General features: G+C 45.1%; 17 protein-coding genes and 2 tRNA genes. 7 read left to right on the top strand and 12 right to left on the bottom strand.

Going from position 1 to position 17,045, the window contains the following annotated elements:
* The first annotated feature begins 218 nt into the window (after window positions 1-218).
* Entirely contained in the window at window positions 219-1,172 is a 954-nt protein-coding gene (trxB, locus tag M0413_RS07370; RefSeq protein ID WP_169548012.1) for a thioredoxin-disulfide reductase, read from the top strand.
* A 147-nt stretch (window positions 1,173-1,319) separates the two neighbouring features.
* On the opposite strand, the gene rplT is transcribed toward trxB, so the two are convergent.
* From rplT to thrS, 4 genes are all read right to left on the bottom strand, one after another.
* Window positions 1,320-1,676, bottom strand: a complete 357-nt coding sequence (rplT, locus tag M0413_RS07365) for a 50S ribosomal protein L20 (RefSeq protein WP_006081652.1) — start codon at window positions 1,674-1,676, stop codon at window positions 1,320-1,322.
* Between the two features lie 16 nt (window positions 1,677-1,692).
* Window positions 1,693-1,887, bottom strand: coding sequence for a 50S ribosomal protein L35 (rpmI, locus tag M0413_RS07360; RefSeq protein WP_011072303.1), 195 nt, complete (start codon window positions 1,885-1,887; stop codon window positions 1,693-1,695).
* Window positions 1,888-1,971: 84 nt separating this feature from the next.
* Complete coding sequence (infC, locus tag M0413_RS07355; protein ID WP_011072302.1) at window positions 1,972-2,514, bottom strand: translation initiation factor IF-3; 543 nt, start codon at window positions 2,512-2,514, stop codon at window positions 1,972-1,974.
* Window positions 2,515-2,517: 3 nt separating this feature from the next.
* The gene (gene thrS / locus M0413_RS07350) at window positions 2,518-4,446 is read right to left on the bottom strand and encodes a threonine--tRNA ligase (protein WP_069454916.1); all 1,929 of its coding nucleotides are present in this window, start codon (window positions 4,444-4,446) and stop codon (window positions 2,518-2,520) included.
* A 376-nt stretch (window positions 4,447-4,822) separates the two neighbouring features.
* On the opposite strand from thrS, the gene M0413_RS07345 reads away from it, so the two are divergent.
* A complete protein-coding gene (locus tag M0413_RS07345) occupies window positions 4,823-5,083 on the top strand; it encodes a hypothetical protein (RefSeq protein WP_239000499.1) in 261 nt (86 codons plus the stop codon).
* 214 nt (window positions 5,084-5,297) lie between these two features.
* Window positions 5,298-5,498: a CPXCG motif-containing cysteine-rich protein gene (locus M0413_RS07340; protein WP_011622722.1), complete on the top strand. Its 201-nt coding sequence runs from the start codon at window positions 5,298-5,300 to the stop codon at window positions 5,496-5,498.
* 9 nt (window positions 5,499-5,507) lie between these two features.
* Here the strand turns inward: M0413_RS07340 and M0413_RS07335 are convergent, their stop codons facing one another.
* Window positions 5,508-6,128 (bottom strand): riboflavin synthase subunit alpha, encoded by a 621-nt coding sequence (locus M0413_RS07335; RefSeq protein ID WP_249553655.1) that lies wholly within the window; start codon window positions 6,126-6,128, stop codon window positions 5,508-5,510.
* Window positions 6,129-6,161: 33 nt separating this feature from the next.
* Here M0413_RS07335 and M0413_RS07330 point away from each other — a divergent pair, with 33 nt between their 5' ends.
* From M0413_RS07330 to M0413_RS07320, 3 genes are all read left to right on the top strand, one after another.
* The gene (locus tag M0413_RS07330) at window positions 6,162-7,541 is read left to right on the top strand and encodes an MATE family efflux transporter (RefSeq protein ID WP_037427637.1); all 1,380 of its coding nucleotides are present in this window, start codon (window positions 6,162-6,164) and stop codon (window positions 7,539-7,541) included.
* Window positions 7,542-7,796: 255 nt separating this feature from the next.
* Window positions 7,797-7,873 (top strand) — tRNA-Val (locus M0413_RS07325).
* Between the two features lie 38 nt (window positions 7,874-7,911).
* A tRNA-Val gene (locus tag M0413_RS07320) sits at window positions 7,912-7,988 on the top strand.
* Window positions 7,989-9,082: 1,094 nt separating this feature from the next.
* Here M0413_RS07320 and M0413_RS07315 read toward each other — a convergent pair.
* From M0413_RS07315 to M0413_RS07290, 6 genes are all read right to left on the bottom strand, one after another.
* Window positions 9,083-10,093, bottom strand: coding sequence for an aldo/keto reductase (locus M0413_RS07315; RefSeq protein ID WP_249553653.1), 1,011 nt, complete (start codon window positions 10,091-10,093; stop codon window positions 9,083-9,085).
* A gap of 55 nt (window positions 10,094-10,148) precedes the next feature.
* Window positions 10,149-11,156, bottom strand: a complete 1,008-nt coding sequence (locus M0413_RS07310) for an NADP-dependent oxidoreductase (protein WP_249553651.1) — start codon at window positions 11,154-11,156, stop codon at window positions 10,149-10,151.
* The gene (locus M0413_RS07305; RefSeq protein ID WP_249553649.1) at window positions 11,153-11,563 is read right to left on the bottom strand and encodes a hypothetical protein; all 411 of its coding nucleotides are present in this window, start codon (window positions 11,561-11,563) and stop codon (window positions 11,153-11,155) included. Before M0413_RS07305 ends, M0413_RS07310 begins: the two co-directional genes overlap by 4 nt.
* 5 nt (window positions 11,564-11,568) lie before the next feature.
* Window positions 11,569-12,387 (bottom strand): oxidoreductase, encoded by an 819-nt coding sequence (locus M0413_RS07300; protein WP_249553648.1) that lies wholly within the window; start codon window positions 12,385-12,387, stop codon window positions 11,569-11,571.
* Between the two features lie 72 nt (window positions 12,388-12,459).
* A complete protein-coding gene (locus tag M0413_RS07295; protein WP_047536552.1) occupies window positions 12,460-13,242 on the bottom strand; it encodes an SDR family NAD(P)-dependent oxidoreductase in 783 nt (260 codons plus the stop codon).
* Between the two features lie 69 nt (window positions 13,243-13,311).
* Window positions 13,312-14,403: an alkene reductase gene (locus tag M0413_RS07290; protein WP_249553646.1), complete on the bottom strand. Its 1,092-nt coding sequence runs from the start codon at window positions 14,401-14,403 to the stop codon at window positions 13,312-13,314.
* Window positions 14,404-14,535: 132 nt separating this feature from the next.
* On the opposite strand from M0413_RS07290, the gene M0413_RS07285 reads away from it, so the two are divergent.
* Window positions 14,536-15,093, top strand: a complete 558-nt coding sequence (locus M0413_RS07285; RefSeq protein ID WP_047536548.1) for a TetR/AcrR family transcriptional regulator — start codon at window positions 14,536-14,538, stop codon at window positions 15,091-15,093.
* A gap of 82 nt (window positions 15,094-15,175) precedes the next feature.
* Here the strand turns inward: M0413_RS07285 and M0413_RS07280 are convergent, their stop codons facing one another.
* Window positions 15,176-16,276, bottom strand: a complete 1,101-nt coding sequence (locus tag M0413_RS07280) for an alkene reductase (RefSeq protein WP_047536546.1) — start codon at window positions 16,274-16,276, stop codon at window positions 15,176-15,178.
* Window positions 16,277-17,045 lie beyond the last annotated feature (769 nt).

The raw sequence follows: 17,045 nt of genomic DNA, 5'->3' as shown, positions 1-17,045 counted from the left end.
CTGCTTTGTTCGGCCTCACTCTGTTGAGGCCGATTTTTTATGCAGATCACAATTATCTTCACTCACGCCGGTTTTAAGCCAGAGCCTTAGTAAACTCAGGCTGACAATTTGCCTTAGGATTCGATTAGCATAATCTAAAAGAATCACCAAACATCGCTTTACCCCTACAGGTAAATTCCCTACAATCCATGCAATTTGCTAAAAGCACGGAGAGAAAAATGAGCCAAGTCAGACATAGTAACCTATTGATTTTAGGTTCAGGTCCCGCAGGATACACAGCCGCAGTTTATGCTGCGCGCGCAAACTTAAAGCCTGTGATGATCACAGGTATGCAGCAAGGTGGTCAGTTAACGACCACAACTGAAGTTGAAAACTGGCCAGGTGATGCAGAAGACTTAACGGGTCCAGCATTAATGGAACGTATGCAAAAGCATGCGGAAAAATTTGATACTGAAATTCTGTTCGATCATATTAATGAAGTGACGCTAACTGAACGTCCTTTCCGTTTAAAAGGCGATAACGGCGAATATACCTGTGATGCGCTAATCATCGCCACTGGCGCCTCTGCCCGTTACCTAGGACTTGAGTCTGAAGAAGCGTTCAAAGGACGCGGCGTATCGGCCTGTGCAACCTGTGATGGTTTCTTCTATCGTAATCAAAAAGTTGCAGTGATTGGTGGTGGTAACACAGCCGTAGAAGAAGCACTATACCTAAGCAATATCGCCGCCGAAGTGCACTTAATTCACCGTCGCGACACCTTCCGCTCAGAAAAAATTCTTATCGACCGTTTAATGGATAAAGTCGCCAACGGCAACATTATCCTGCATCTCGACCAAACCATGGAAGAAGTGGTTGGTGATGCAATGGGTGTAACAGGTCTAAAAATGAAGAGCACCAAAGACGGTTCTATCACTGATCTAGCCGTTGCCGGTGTGTTCGTGGCCATTGGTCACAGCCCAAACACAGGGATTTTCGAAGGCCAATTAGAGATGAACAACGGCTATTTGAAGGTGCAGAGTGGTCTCCATGGTAACGCCACGCAAACCAGTATAGAAGGCGTGTTTGCCGCAGGTGATGTGATGGACCAACATTACCGTCAAGCGATTACCTCTGCGGGTACAGGTTGTATGGCAGCATTAGATGCCGAGCGTTACTTAGACGCGAAGAAATAATCTACTGTAAGTCTTATCTAGACTCAAATAATAGCAGGCACAGGTTAACTACCTTAGCCTGCAATTTTTTATCTGCATGTTGTGGCTAAAAACAGCAACAAAAAAAGGGACCAAATGGTCCCCTCTTAAGTGCGACAAACTAATTGCTTAGTTTAACGCTTCTTTTGCTTTTTCAACTAAAGTTGCGAATACAACTTTGTCAAATACAGCGATGTCAGCCAAAATCTTACGATCGATTTCGATAGACGCCTTTTTCAGACCGTTGATGAAACGGCTGTAAGACAGACCATTTTGACGAGCTGCAGCATTAATACGTGCAATCCACAGTTGGCGGAATTGACGTTTTTTCTGACGACGGTCACGGTAAGCATATTGACCAGCTTTAGTTACTGCTTGAACAGCAACGCGGTAAGTACGGCTACGAGCGCCATAATAACCTTTAGCTAATTTTAAAACTTTCTTGTGACGAGCACGTGCGGTTACACCACGCTTAACTCTTGGCATTTTCTAATCTCCTAAATTAAGCGTATGGTAATTGACGCGCGATTGCTGGAACGTCAACTTTGGCAACTAAACACTTGTTACGTAAGTGACGCTTACGCTTAGTGCTCTTTTTGGTCAGAATGTGACGTAAATGGGCTTGCTTGCGCTTGAAACCATTAGCGGTTTTCTTAAAACGCTTCGCTACACCTCTGTCGGTTTTCATTTTAGGCATTACTAAAACTCCGCATTGGGATGTTAAATAAAAAGCAAGGCGAGCGAAGGCATATAGCCTTCACTACTTTATAGGTTGCCCTACTTATTTCTTTTTAGGCGCTAGCACCATGATGGCTTGTCGGCCTTCCATTTTCGGGAAGGATTCAACAACCGCATACTCATCCAAATCAGTCTTAATACGGTTCAAAAGATCCATACCAAGATTTTGGTGGGCCATTTCGCGACCTCGGAAACGCAGCGTAATTTTCGCTTTGTCCCCGTCTTCCAGAAAACGTATCAGGTTGCGTAGTTTTACCTGATAGTCGTTTTCGTCAGTTCCAGGACGGAATTTAATTTCCTTAACCTGAACCTGCTTTTGCTTCTTCTTTTGTTCCTTGGCTGACTTAGCCTTATCAAACAGGAACTTACCGTAGTCCATAATGCGACATACTGGAGGTTCAGCATTTGGACTAATTTCAACTAGGTCTACACCTGCTTCATCTGCCAAATTCTGAGCATCTCTGATGCTCACCACACCAATAGCTTCACCATCAATGCCGGTTAAGCGTACTTCTGGTACACCTGTGATTTCTTCATTGATTCTATTAGGGGCCAGCTGACGCCCTGCTGTTTTCTTGATCTTTATGACCTATTCCTCCAACAATTTGAGACTACGGAGCGAAATCTGTTGATGGATTTTAGCGGCGAAATCTTCAATTCGCATCTTACCTAAATCAACGCCATCACGAGTACGCACCGCGACTTCCTTATTTTCCATCTCTTGATCGCCAACGACCAATAAATAAGGGACACGCCTTAAGGTGTGTTCGCGTATTTTAAAGCCTATTTTCTCATTCCTCAAGTCAAATGAGGCACGAATACCTTGTTCTTTGAAGAATTTGACCACTTCTTCAACATAATCAGCCTGTTTGTCGGTGATATTCATCACGACAACTTGCATTGGCGCTAACCATGTTGGGAACCGACCAGCATATTCTTCAATTAGAATACCTAAGAAACGCTCCAACGAACCTAAAATTGCACGATGGATCATCACAGGCGTTTGACGGCTATTATCTTCCGCCACATAAGTTGCACCTAAACGGCTTGGTAATGCGTAGTCAAGTTGCACTGTTCCGCACTGCCATGCACGGTCTAAACAGTCGTGCAGTGTGAACTCAATCTTAGGACCGTAGAAGGCACCTTCACCCGGTAAAATAGTGAATTCAATATTATTAGCACGTAAGGCTTGTTTCAACGCTTCTTCAGCTCTATCCCACATCGCATCGTCACCGATACGTTTTTCTGGGCGAGTTGATAGTTTTACCACGATGTTTTCAAAACCGAAGGTAGAGTAAGTATCGTATACCATTTGGATACAAGAGCTGACTTCCGCTTGAACTTGCTCTTCAGTACAGAAAATATGGGCGTCGTCTTGAGTAAAACCACGTACGCGCATCAGGCCGTGCAGTGAACCAGAAGGCTCATTACGGTGACAGCAACCAAATTCCGCCATACGCAATGGCAAGTCACGGTAAGATTTCAAACCTTGGTTGAAAATCTGTACGTGGCCAGGGCAGTTCATTGGCTTAACCGCATATTCACGGTTTTCACTGCTGGTGGTGAACATGGCTTCTGAGTACTTATCCCAATGACCAGAACGCTCCCACAGTACGCGGTCCATCATGAGTGGACCTTTCACTTCTTGGTAAGTGTATTGATTTAACTTGCGACGAATGAATCTTTCTAACTCAAGGAAGATACTCCAACCGTCGTTATGCCAGAACACCATGCCGGGTGCTTCTTCTTGCATATGGTATAGATCGAGCTGCTTACCAATCTTGCGGTGGTCACGTTTAGCCGCTTCTTCGAGACGAGTTAAATAGGTACTCAGGGCTTTTTTGTCAGCCCACGCAGTACCGTAAATACGTTGCAGCATCTTGTTTTCAGAGTTACCGCGCCAGTAGGCGCCGGCAATGCTCATCAATTTAAAATGCTGGCAAAAACGCATGTTTGGCACGTGAGGACCACGGCACATGTCGGTGTATTCTTCGTGATGATACAGAGCAGGTGTCGCATCTTTGCTGATGTTTTCATCCAGAATCGCAATCTTATATTCTTCACCGCGGGCGGCGAAGGTATCACGGGCTTCTTGCCAGCTTACAACGCGTTTCACCACGTCATAGTTGGTTTTTGCCAGTTCAAGCATACGTTTTTCGAGGGCTTCGATATCTTCTTGAGTCAGCTTATGCTCAAGATCGATGTCGTAGTAGAAGCCGTTATCGATCACTGGACCGATCGCCATCTTGGTTTGTGGCCATAATTGCTTGATTGCATGGCCTAATAAATGCGCGCAAGAATGGCGAAGGATTTCAATACCTTCTTCGTCTTTAGCGGTAATAATAGAAAGTTCGGCATCGGTTTCGATAAGATCGCAGGCGTCTTTGAGTTCGCCATTCACGCGACCTGCGATACAGGCTTTCGCAAGACCAGGGCCAATATCAGCGGCAACATCGAGAGTCGATACGGGATGTGCAAACTCGCGTTTGCTACCATCAGGAAGTGTAATTACAGGCATGAAATATCCTTGTCCAGTGGTGACCCACACGTAGGGCCACATGGTGATTAAGTAAAAAGAGTAATGCTCGCGAGGTTAAGACAGTACAGGAGTCTTAGCCGCCTTGCGTAGCAGGCAGTTATTCTACGGGATCGTCTTTAATACACGCAAGTTAAATGGCCCGATTGCGGGGCTTAACGCCCAAATCGATGCATTTATTAAAACCAATCCGCGAAGTTTTCCGTTAATTCATCATATTGCAGTCAATCGTTCATGTGGCAGTCATTTAACGCCCCTACGCTATGCGCGTTAAATGACCGCGGGATTCTTTGTTATTTGCCATAACAAATGCCGTTGCCGTCACATCGCTGTAAATAATGAAGCAAAAGGAGTTGGTATGTTCACGAGTATCCTATTGACGGTTGCACTTAGCCAAGTCGCCCAGAATTCAATCTCTGTTAACCCCATACCAAAAACACAACCTGAGCCGATAGTGGTTCAAAGCCAAACAGTACAATTCGACACCAGTGGCTTACAGGCCGATATCCATGCCGAGCTTTTGCTACAGATCGAACGACTATCGCAGGCCATTAGTGACAATATAGAGGAAGGCATATTACCGACGGCGCCTGTCGAACTTATGACGGTAAAGGATTGAGTTAACTTATCTGGTGCACATGCTTGACGGTTCTTACGCTAGAAAATTTTAGTGAAAAAAGTACCAAGCGCTGAGCTGAATGGAAAAATCTAGTTAATGAGATTTTGATATCGACTTTATCTAAGCTGCCACGGCACATTCTTGTATACTCAAACAAAGCCAGTGTGAAGGCTTAGCGACAAATGTCATCCCTTCGTTAGCGAGGAGTTGCGCCATGAGGATCATGAATAAAGTGATTGCGTGCCCCCACTGCGGACACCATCAACATATTAGTATTGATGCCAGCAGCGGCGATCAGGATTATTACGATGACTGCCGAATTTGTTGTAATCCCATCCACCTGCGTTTACATGTGGATGATGCCCGCCGAACCATAGAGTTATATATTGACTCGGACGACGAGCAAATTTATTAGGCATGTTGATTAAGATTGGCCGCTAAAACGTTTAGCCAGCACACGCTCAACGGTGTCGACGATGGCTTGGGTTTGGCTGTCAATTTCGATATTTAACTCATCACCAACCTGACATTGGCCTAAATTGGTCAACTTAAGAGTTTCTGGGATCAAGTGCAGCATAAAAGTACTCTCGGTCACCTCGCCAACGGTAAGGCTGCAACCATTTACCCCAACAAAGCCTTTATAGAGAATATAATTCATCCATTTAGGCTCGACGCTTAAGGTCAGATCATAATGCTGCTCGGTGTGACTAATGTGACTGACTTTTGCCTTGGTATGAATGTGTCCAGATAGGATATGGCCGCCGATTTCGCTTCCAAAAGTCAGAGAGCGTTCAATGTTAACGCGCTGCCCAACGGATAAATTTGCCAAGTTAGTCAATCTTAAGGTCTCTTCCACTACATCGAAAAATACCCTATCATCAACGACCTGAGTCACCGTCAGACATACCCCGTTATTTGCCACACTTGCGCCAATTGCAAGTCCCTCATGCAAATCAGGTTTAAACGCTACCTCAAGGGTATTGAGGCCATCTTTCTTATGTATTGCAACCACCTCACAGGTGGCTTGAACTATACCAGTAAACATTTTTTGCTCGCTTATTCGTTAAAGGCTGTATTTATGAATCATTCAGGCTTTCAGGCCAAACGCTTAATTCAACTCGCACTTCCAGTGTTGATCGCCCAAGTGACACAAACCATGATGGGGTTTATCGACACGGTAATGGCGGGTCGCGTCAGTGCGGTCGATATGGCCGCAGTTGCCGTGGGAACCAGTCTTTGGTTGCCCGCAATTCTATTTGTACAAGGGCTACTGATGGCGTTTACGCCATTATTTGCCCATCACAATGGCGCAAACAATCAGAAAGCCATTCAACCGCTGGCGTTTCAAGGCGCCTACTTAGCCTTAATTGGTGGCCTTGGCGTAATGGCGTTTCTCGCATCCGCGCCACTCGTGCTCAGCCATATGAATTTAGAGCCCCAATTGTACAACTTAACCATAGGATATATCGACGGTATTTTATGGGGTGCCCCCGCATTTGTGCTCTACCAAGTATTACGCGGTTGCAGTGAGGGGATTTCATATACCTTACCGACTATGATCATCGGTTTTGTGGGACTCGCAGTAAATATTCCAGCAAACTATATCTTTATTTATGGTCACTTCGGCGTGCCTGCCATGGGCGGCGCTGGCTGCGGTGTCGCAACTGCATTGGTATTTTGGGCCATGTTGATCGCCATGACGATTTATATGCAGTTTCATAAGAAATTTGCCGCATTGGCGCCCTTTAGCCAATTCCATCGCCCCGATTTTACCACCATGAAAAAGATGACCAAGCTCGGCATGCCAATCGCGATGGCGTTATTTTTTGAAGTAAGTCTGTTTGCGATTATCGCCCTGCTGCTGGCGCCATTAGGCGCAACTGTGGTGGCAAGTCATCAGATAGCGTTGAACTTCTCCGCTATTGTATTTATGTTGCCACTGTCGATTGGTATTGCCGTCTCGATTCGTATTGGCTACTACCTTGGCCGCGATCGTGCAGATATTTCTGCCGTGGTGGCTAAAGTCGGATTGTGGTTGGCACTATCGTTGGCCTTATCGACGGCAATCTTAACGGTGATATTCCGCTTTCAAATCGCCGAGTTATATAACAGCGATCCTGAAGTGGTGGTACTTGCGGGCAGTTTGATGTTGATGGCCGCGCTATATCAACTATCTGACTCAGTCCAAGTGGTTGCCGCTGGTGCACTACGTGGATATAAGGATACCCGCAGTGCGTTTTATATTACGCTGTTTTCCTATTGGGGAATCGGCATGACCTTAGGTTATACCTTGGCGTATACCGACTTTATCGTACCCGCCATGGGCGCCCATGGCTTTTGGGCAGGATTGATTGCAGGTCTCACCTCGGCGGCGCTGCTGTTTTTCATCCGTCTACGTTATATTCAAAAGCATGGCGTACATTTAAGTCTGATTGAAGGCGACAGCGTGCACCATTGACATAGGACATAATTCACTGAATCAACGGCGAGCATTAGCTCGCCGTTTTGTTTAATTTCTTTTAATTTTGCAATCTTTGAAGCCTAACTTGCCGTTTTATCAGTAACTTTGCTGAAACACTGGGCAAGTTGCACAGCAATTCACCATTTGACAATAAAATTCGTTTTTTTGCTTGCCAGCCTTTCGCTATCCCCCTAATATAGCGCTCGTTCGAAAGCGAGATGCGTTTAGCGGTTTCGATATAAGTAATACGATGCACCCGTAGCTCAGTTGGTTAGAGCACTACCTTGACATGGTAGGGGTCGGTGGTTCGAGTCCACTCGGGTGTACCACTCTTTTCACAGAGTCTAAAAAGTGAAATTCAAACAGTGCACCCGTAGCTCAGTTGGTTAGAGCACTACCTTGACATGGTAGGGGTCGGTGGTTCGAGTCCACTCGGGTGTACCATTTCTTGCTTTAACTCCCTGTAAAATCTCAATTTAACCTGTCCATCCATCAAGATGCTTAATTTTTATTTGTGCCTAAGATAAAATATTCGTGCCTGTTCTAGGTTTTTCCAAAAATATTCAAACATACCCCACCCTTCGGCTCTGCCTGATTTTGCCTCTATTGCTTAATCCACATTTACCGCTGTTCCCCCTAAATTAGCCATTTTTCTAAATTTGTGCCCATTTCGTGCCAAACCTGTCGGCACAAGATGCTTTTGATGATTTTTTGTTGACCACCACCCTAGTTGGCACACAACTGCAACTTAAAAATTCAAATCTGCTTGAAACTATCAAAGTAATGACCAGCCAAGTGAGAAGATTTTATTTGACTAACGAGTTATCGAGGAAATCGCATTAATAATTGAATGATTAGCCATACAGCTTGTTAGCCCATGTATTATTTCTCAATAGTTGTAATCCACTTGCTCACCTTTGCTCAACATAAATGCCATTTTAATCAATGTTATTAGCACGTTTGTGGACATTTCCTTGCTAACGTTTTTGCTCTAATCTCAATTTTTTGGATTATTAAAAGTATGGCAACTAGCTTTTAGTTCTAAAGAAACGGGTGATAAAATCATCAGAGCTAACTGGCTGCTGCGACGACACTAATTTTCTGAGTACACTTCCGAGCTTCAGTTATAAATTCTGGTGTACGAATTGGGGAGGTTAGATCAGGGTTTCTTTGTTAACACACTTCACTTGAATAAGCAGGTTTACTCACTTAACGAGAAGTCTAAAAGTATCGAATCAACTAAGCGATAGCCATAACATTAGAACTGCTCTTTGCGGACGTACTTATGATTGAGGTTCTAGTATTGTATAAGACGTTGGACGTTTCTAGGCCAACATTGAACATCTTTAAAATATTGTATTTATGACCTCGCCACAATCTTGTCGGTATAACTTAAAGGAGCTGGGGACACAAAGCCCCTTTATTTGTGACCTTAATTTGGCATTCATTCAGCTACCATTGCCAACAGCTCTGATATTTGGATGAGGGGCGAACCCATGATTTTGTATCAAAGAACCAAGCGTCGCGATCTTAATATATTACTTACAAGCAACCATACGAGTTAAATCCTCTTCCCAAGGAGTTGGTGACCTAACCGTTGTCAATGAAGCTATATTGCTCACCTTATCGAGATGAGAGAGTTGCTCGCTCGATAAGTTTACTAACAGCGCGCTTAGGTTATCAGTCAGTTGGGCTAGCGAACGGGGTCCGATAATCGGCGTTGTGCCATGCGAACCAGCCCAAGCTATTGCGACTTGGCTAGGGCTTATATTGAGTTCATCAGCAATCGCTATAACAGTGTCCAGGATGTCTGAGCGCTGCTGGGAATTCTCAGCTTGGAAAACTCGTCCTCCAAACCCTTCTGCACGACCTTTGGCTCCTTGTCGGTACTTACCAGTGAGCATGCCGCCGCCAAGAGGTGACCAAGTCGTTACCCCAAGACCTAATGCCAATGAGGCCGGTAATAGATCGGTTTCGGGTTCGCGTCTAACTAGGCTGTGTTCGAATTGGGCCGCCGCGATAGGGACTGTATGGAGCAGCTCGGCCATAGTCACGGCGCGAGACAAACGCCAAGCGGAAAAATTTGATAGACCAGCATAAAGAATTTTGCCTGCGCGTACTAAGTCTTCAAATCCACGGATAATCTCTTCGGTCGGAGTGATTTCATCGGGGTGATGTGCCCAGTAAATATCAATCCTGTCAGTTTTTAGACGTTTAAGACTCGCTTCTACGGAGGCAATCATGGCTTTGCGGCTATTACCTGTGACCAGCCGATTGGCATTAGGGACTGAGCCGCTAGTGAACTTAGTTGCGAGTACGAAGTTTTCACGTCGTCCTTGCAGAAGTTTACCGAGTAACTCCTCGGATTGGCCAAATTGATACACATCTGCGGTATCAATGAAGTTTCCACCGGCTTCATCGTAGGCGTTAAAGATTGATTCTGCTGTATCTGGATCGGCCCCATAGCCCCAACCAGTGCCAAAATTTCCTGTGCCCAGCGCGACCTGAGAAACACGCAGGCCCGTTTTTCCAAAAGGGATATATTTCATATTGCTCTCCGTAAATGCAGCTTATGCGATGCTTATAAAGGAATACTGCTGCGTGTTAATCATGTATTTTGACAACGACTTTTCCTTTGGCATGCCCTTCTGCAAGGTAAGCCAGCGCTTGTTTTGCGTGTTCGAATGCAAAGACTTTGTCGATAACTGGTTTGATAGTTTCTGCTTCAAGGAGTTTGCTGATTTCGCTCAGTTGACTGCCATCGGGGCGAACAAAGAGAAAAGAGTAGTCAACGCCTTTCTTGTTCGAGAGGCGGTTAATTTTCAGGCTCATCAAACCAAATACAAAGGCTAATATCCCATTCAGTTTGCGTGCCCGAGCAAAAGCCGCGTCTAACGGGCCAACAAGAGAGATAATTTTGCTTCCTGGTTTAAGGATGTTGATGGATTTCTCTATGGTGTCGCCTCTTGTGGTTCCTAATACGGCATCATAGTTATTTAGCTCTGCTTCAAACGCTTGTTTTTTATAGTCCACTATCGTATCTGCACCAAGACTTCGAACTAACTCAACATTATGGGTACTTGTGGTGGTTGCCACCGTTGCGCCTAGGTGTTTTGCTAGCTGAATCGCAAACGTCCCTATTCCACCTGATCCCGCGGGGATAAACACTTTCTGACCGGCTTTGAGATTGGCGCGTTCTTTTAGCGCTTGCCAAGCGGTTAGGCCGACCATTGGGATTGAGGCCGCTTGCACGAAATCAAGATTAGCCGGTTTCAGCGCAGCCGCACTTTCTGGCACCACAGCAAATTCAGCAAGCGAGCCAATGCCTAGATCAAAGATGCTGGCAAAAATAGCATCGCCAGGCTTGAAGCGTGTGACTTGACTGCCAACTTCAGTGACAACACCCGCTAAGTCGCTACCGAGCGTTGCTGGCAACTTAAAATGCAGAATAGGTTTAAAGGTCCCTGTTGGGATCATATTGTCGATAGGATTTATGCCTGCTGCATAGACCTGAACGAGCATTTCATTGGGTTTGATTGTCGGCTTAGGGACATCACTAAACTCAATAACGGGTGATGATTTATGGTATTTCTTGAGGATAAGCGCTTTCATTGGTGTGATCTCAACTTATTGCTAACGTGATGTTTTTTTATCAATGTTCGCCAAACATACAAAAAAGCCAATCCTAAAATCGCTTCTATCAACGCCGCTATCAGGATTTTGTTATTAGCATGACCGACGAAAAACTCATAAACAGCGAGTAATATCAGTATGGTACAAGTTGTTATTATTCCTTTGATGAGCGCCATCCGAGTCGCTGAATGCTCAGTATTTCTAGCCACGAAAAACATGATGGCGAACCCTAGATAAAATGCCGCACCACGGCGACTAACAACACCTGTGCTATCGCTATATTGCACTCCCCATTGCGTTAACATTTGCTCAGGGCATAACATCCAGCCGAGGGCTAAAACGAGAAACAACAAGGAAGTGAGTATCGCCACATGTCGAAAGGTCACTGGTGTTATCCTTTCTCATCAATACGTAAGCTTTTACGTATGCCTTTATCCAATACTGATGCTGGGGCAAATCTGCGTAAAAATTTAAGCTGGCTGGCTGCCTTACCTGCGGTATAACGTAATTGAGGCTTAGTTGCCTGAGCCGCCTTTAGCACCACCTCCGCGACGACTTCAGGCGTGTCGCCACCTTCCATCGCCTCTTCTACAACTTTAGTCAGCTTAGCGCGGATCTTGTCGTATTCTGGAAGCATAGAATCGGGTTGGACATTGTTTGCTTCGAATTTGGTTTTGGTAAACGCTGGTTCGATTAATGACACCCTAATGCCGCGCGTACGCAATTCATGATCTAAGGCCTCCGAGTACCCCTCAACAGCATGCTTGCTGGCGGCATAAAGCGCCACATAAGGCATAGGTACAACACCTATAATTGAACTGATGTTAATGATCCGGCCAGCTCCTTGACGTCGCATATGGGGCACGACGGCACGCGTCATACGGACAATACCGAAGAAGTTTGTGTCAAGAATACTCTTGGCTTGTTCTATTGAACTTTCTTCTGCGCCTGCGGGTGCAACGCCAAAACCCGCATTATTAACTAAAAGGTCAATGCGTCCCTCAAGGCGAATAAGTTCGGTAACGGCAGCTTCGACAGATTCATCATTAGTCACATCAAGCGCCAGCATTGGAAAGCGAGCGCCAATTGAGGTTGCCCCACGTCGGCTGGTGCCGTAAACGCGGTAGCCAGCTGCTGCAAGTTTGATGGCCGTGGCTTCGCCAATGCCGGATGAGGCGCCCGTCACCAGTGCCACAAGTTTATTAGTCATTTTTTAAATCCTTAAACAAGGTTTTGATTGTCAATGCCTTAGCAAGGCACTGAATTAAGGTTAGAACGTTATTTAGGCTGTCTTATAACGCGCAGCGGCATGCGACATCTCGATGTCTGAAAGCAATCCTTGTCGCGCCTTTTCTAAATCATCCCAACGTGTCTCTTTATGCAGTGGTGGAATGGTGACCAGTTCTTTGCGATCGAAACCAACCAGTGCCGCATCGACGAGTTCATTGACTTCCATCATAGGTGAGGAGTTGCTGATATCGATTCCCGCGCGTTCCCAGATTTCGGTATAAGTGCCTGCTGGCAGAAGCGCTTGAACGTAAATACCTTTAGGTGACAATTCTTGGTGCATGCCTTGCGATAAGAACAAGACGAACGCCTTGCTAGCACCGTAGACAGACATTTGGTATTCAGGCGCTAAGGCAACAACCGAAGACACATTGACGATAGCGCCTTTGCCTTGTTGGACTAAACGTGGCGTTACCGCATTAGCAAGTCTGGTGAGTGCTGTGATGTTAAGTGCGATCAGTTTTTCGATTGAATCTGATGTTTGTTCAACAAAGCTACCTGATTGCGCGATACCCGCGTTGTTAATCAGAGTGTCGATACGCGCATCGTCTTGCAGACGTTTTTCAACGACAGCAAGGTCGCTAGATTTGGTTAGATCTGCTGGCAGCACATCTACATTTACGCGATACTCTTGGCGCAAGCGAGTTGCCAGAGTCTCAAGTTTTGCGCCATCACGGGCAACGATGACGAGATCGTGACCACGACGCGCAAAGCGATCAGCATAGATAGCACCAATACCAGTAGAAGCGCCTGTGATAAGGACGGTAGAAGTTGTCATTATGTTTTACTCTCTAAATAATTCTTTAAAAGGTCGCGAATTACCTTATGTATTTCGCGAGTTAATGTTTTAGGCGTTAGCATCGGCCAGTGTTGGATAATCGGTATAACCTTTAGCACCGCCGCCATAGAGTGTTGTGCCATCAAGCGCGTTTAACGCGGCGCCTGTTTTTAATCTTTCAACGAGATCAGGGGTTGAAATGAATGGGCGGCCAAGGGCAAACAAATCTGCTTTGCCTTCTGCTAAGTGAGCTGAAGCCAGTTCGGTGTTATAGCCATTGTTGGCCATATAGGTATTTTTGAAGCGTTGGCGCAGTGAGCCGTAATCAAAGGGGGCAATATCACGCGGACCGCCGGTTGCACCTTCGACAACATGTAGATACACAATGCCGAGATTATTCAACTCATCCGCTACATAGTCGTATTGTTCCTGTGGATTGCTGATGGAGATGGCATTAGCCGGTGAAACAGGAGAAATACGCACACCCGTACGCTCAGCACCAATTTCTTTACTTACTGCAGCCGTGACTTCCAACAGCAGGCGAGCACGGTTTTCGACAGACCCACCATAGGCATCGGTGCGCTGATTAGCCCCATCTTTTAGAAATTGCTCCAACAGATACCCATTCGCGCCGTGAACTTCCACGCCATCAAAGCCCGCTTTTATTGCATTGGCAGCCGCTTGACGGAAATCTTCGATAATGCCAGGGATCTCATCGAGTGCTAATGCGCGAGGTTCAGAAGTATCTGCAAAGCCATTATTCACAAATACTTTGGTTTCGGCTCGGATCGCTGACGGCGCAACTGGCGCGGCTCCATTGGGTTGCAAGTCAACGTGGGAGATACGTCCGACGTGCCAGAGTTGGACAAAGATTTTCCCCCCTTTGGCATGTACTGCATCGGTGACTTTACGCCAGCCATCGATCTGCGCCTGAATGTAGAGACCTGGAGTGTCTTGATAACCTTGCGCTTGCGGGGATATCTGAGTGGCTTCAGTAATGATCAGGCCCGCCGATGCGCGCTGTGCATAGTAAGTGGCAGCAAATTCACTCGGCACTAAGCCTGCACCCGCACGGTTACGCGTCAGTGGTGCCATAACAAAGCGATTAGCAAGGGTAAGCGAGCCAAGCTGGTAGGGTTGGAATAGAGCTTTATCTGTCATTTTTGCGTTTTCCGTTTTATCACTGGAGAATGCGCTTTATGATGACGATCATAATCTAAAAAGTCAACACTTTGATTATGATCATCATCAAAGTATACTAGGCCATGATTTTTACGAGGAGACGTAATCAATATGAAAGTGACAAAGGCACAAGCCCAAGAAAACCGTGAGCGAATCGTTAGAACAGCTTCGGTATTGTTTCGTGAGCGTGGTTATGATGGTGTTGGCATCGCTGAGTTAATGTCTACAGCGGGATTTACTCATGGAGGGTTTTATAAGCATTTTCAGTCTAAAGCTGACTTGATGGCAGAAGCTGCTGCCTACAGCTTTGCACAATCAAATTCACAAATGTCTGATTTTGACATTGTCTCTTTCGTGCAAAAATACCTCTCTAGGGAACATCGTGATGCACCAGGTAACGGCTGTACCATGGCAGCACTTTGTGCTGATGCTGGACGCCATTCTGAGCCACTCAAAGAAACATTTTTGACTGGAATTGAGAATCAACTAACCAGTTTGTCTAATGGGTCTGAGTCTACAACGGAAGAACGAAAGGCAAAAATTAATGCCATTGCTCATGCCGTTGGGGCTCTTGTTCTATCTCGGTCTTGTCCTGATGATTCACTTCTTGCTGACGAAATACTTGATGTGTGCCGTGAAGAAATAATTACAAATCTTGAAGCTAAGTAAAAAAGAAGCCTTTAACGATACTATCTAATTACTCAGATAGAGCGAAGCTGCTATCCGAGTAATGGAAAGCGTCTTCTTTTAATTACTCAAGTGCTGGGTAATCGGTATAGCCCTCTTTGTCACCACCATAAAATGTTGCTCGGTTGTATGAGTTAAGAGGTGCTCCTTTTTTCACTCTCAGAGGAAGGTCAGGGTTAGCAATAAAATATCGTCCAAAAGCAACAGCATCCACGTGCCCATTCTCAACAGCGGCAGAGGCTGTATCTGGCTTATAGTTTCCAGCTGCAATTAAAATATTAGGCCAGATGGGGCGAAATAATTCGGAGGATAAAGGTACATTTTGATGATTTACCTCTTCTTGACCTGCTCCGCTAGCGCGGGGTTCAATCAGATGAAGATAAGCCAGATTCAATGCTGCTAATTTTTTTATTAAAAAGCTATAAAGCGTCATCGGATCCTCTTCATTGCTACCGTTCGCTACTCCAAAAGGAGAGAGGCGTATTCCAACTTTATCAGCGCCGAAAACCTGGCTTACAGCAGTTGCAACTTCAATTACAATTCGACAGCGATTTTCAATTGAACCGCCGTAGTAATCTGTCCGTTGGTTGGTGCTAGAGTGTAAAAACTGTTCAAGTAAATAACCATTGGCGGCGTGAATTTCAACTCCATCAAACCCAGCCTGTTTAGCATTCCTCGCTGCTTGGGCATATTCTTCTATAACTAATGGTATCTCTTTTGTATCTAATGCTCGGGGCCGCTCGAATTCTGTTCGATCAAATGACGCTGTAAACGCTTTTCCGGGGGCGGCAATAGATGATGGGGCAACGGGTAGATTGCCGTTCAGTATCGATGAATGAGAGATCCGCCCCACATGCCAGAGTTGCAAAAATATAACCCCTTCTTTTTTGTGAACCGCATCAGTAACGTTCTTCCATCCATCTATCTGCGCTTGGCTATGTATTCCTGGGGTAGCAGGCATACCTTGAGCCATTGGTGATATCTGAGCTCCTTCTGAAATAATTAACCCCCCTTTAGATGCACGCTGTTGATAATATTCAACATTGATTAATTGCGGAATATTATCGGGTTGTGCCGCACGCATACGTGTTAACGGGGCCATTACAATTCTATGTGCTAATGTTTGGCTGCCAATTTTTAACGGTGAGAAGAGTGTTCTGATCATTTTTAAGTTTTCCAATAATTAGTTACCGTGGTAGTTCCTGTTGTCATCAAAACATTCAATAAAAATATCAAATATGGCATGTAATACCATAACGCGTTCCATACCAAGTTTTTCACTAAGTGCAGTATGTGGTTATTTATCTTCGATAATTATCTGTCATTTTATGTTTTCTATTTGATGACTGGAAAAATATGTAATGATGACGATTGAAATCTAAAAAAGCAACACTTTGATTATAGTCATCATCAAAAATGCTGAGCTATGATTTTTTGAGCTGGGGTAATTGATATGAAAGTGACAAAACTACAAGCCCAAGAAAATCGTGAGCGCATTATTAAAACCGCTTCTATGTTGTTTCATGAGCGTAGTTGCAACTGTGTGGCATCGCATAGTTAATGGCGCAGTAATCCTCTCCCCTTCAATTAAAAGCAAGGAACATTGAATATTATCAAGGATACGTCTTTGGTAAACCGTTACCGATAGATGAATTCTTAAGCACTTTAGTTGAGAAAAAATCACTACTGTTTCAGTAGTCACGTTGTCACATGACTAAAATTTGGGCTACTGGTTATTACCATTCATAGCTTCAACTGTCATGCTTAACAAGGAATGGGGGCACTAGCGTGTTACTCGTGCCCATCAGCCCACTCTTGGGACATAAACGATTTTGAGTTTTCCTTCGAACATAACAAGTGACACTACTTTTTGTAGCCCTTATCCAATTCCAAGCACGCCAATTCTCAAGTTTGAAGTATATAAATATGTAAAA

Source organism: Shewanella sp. 8A (assembly GCF_023475945.1).
Lineage (GTDB): Bacteria > Pseudomonadota > Gammaproteobacteria > Enterobacterales > Shewanellaceae > Shewanella > Shewanella xiamenensis.
The sequence above is the reverse complement of the archived record's forward strand: the minus strand, read 5'-3'. Positions and strand labels throughout refer to the sequence as shown.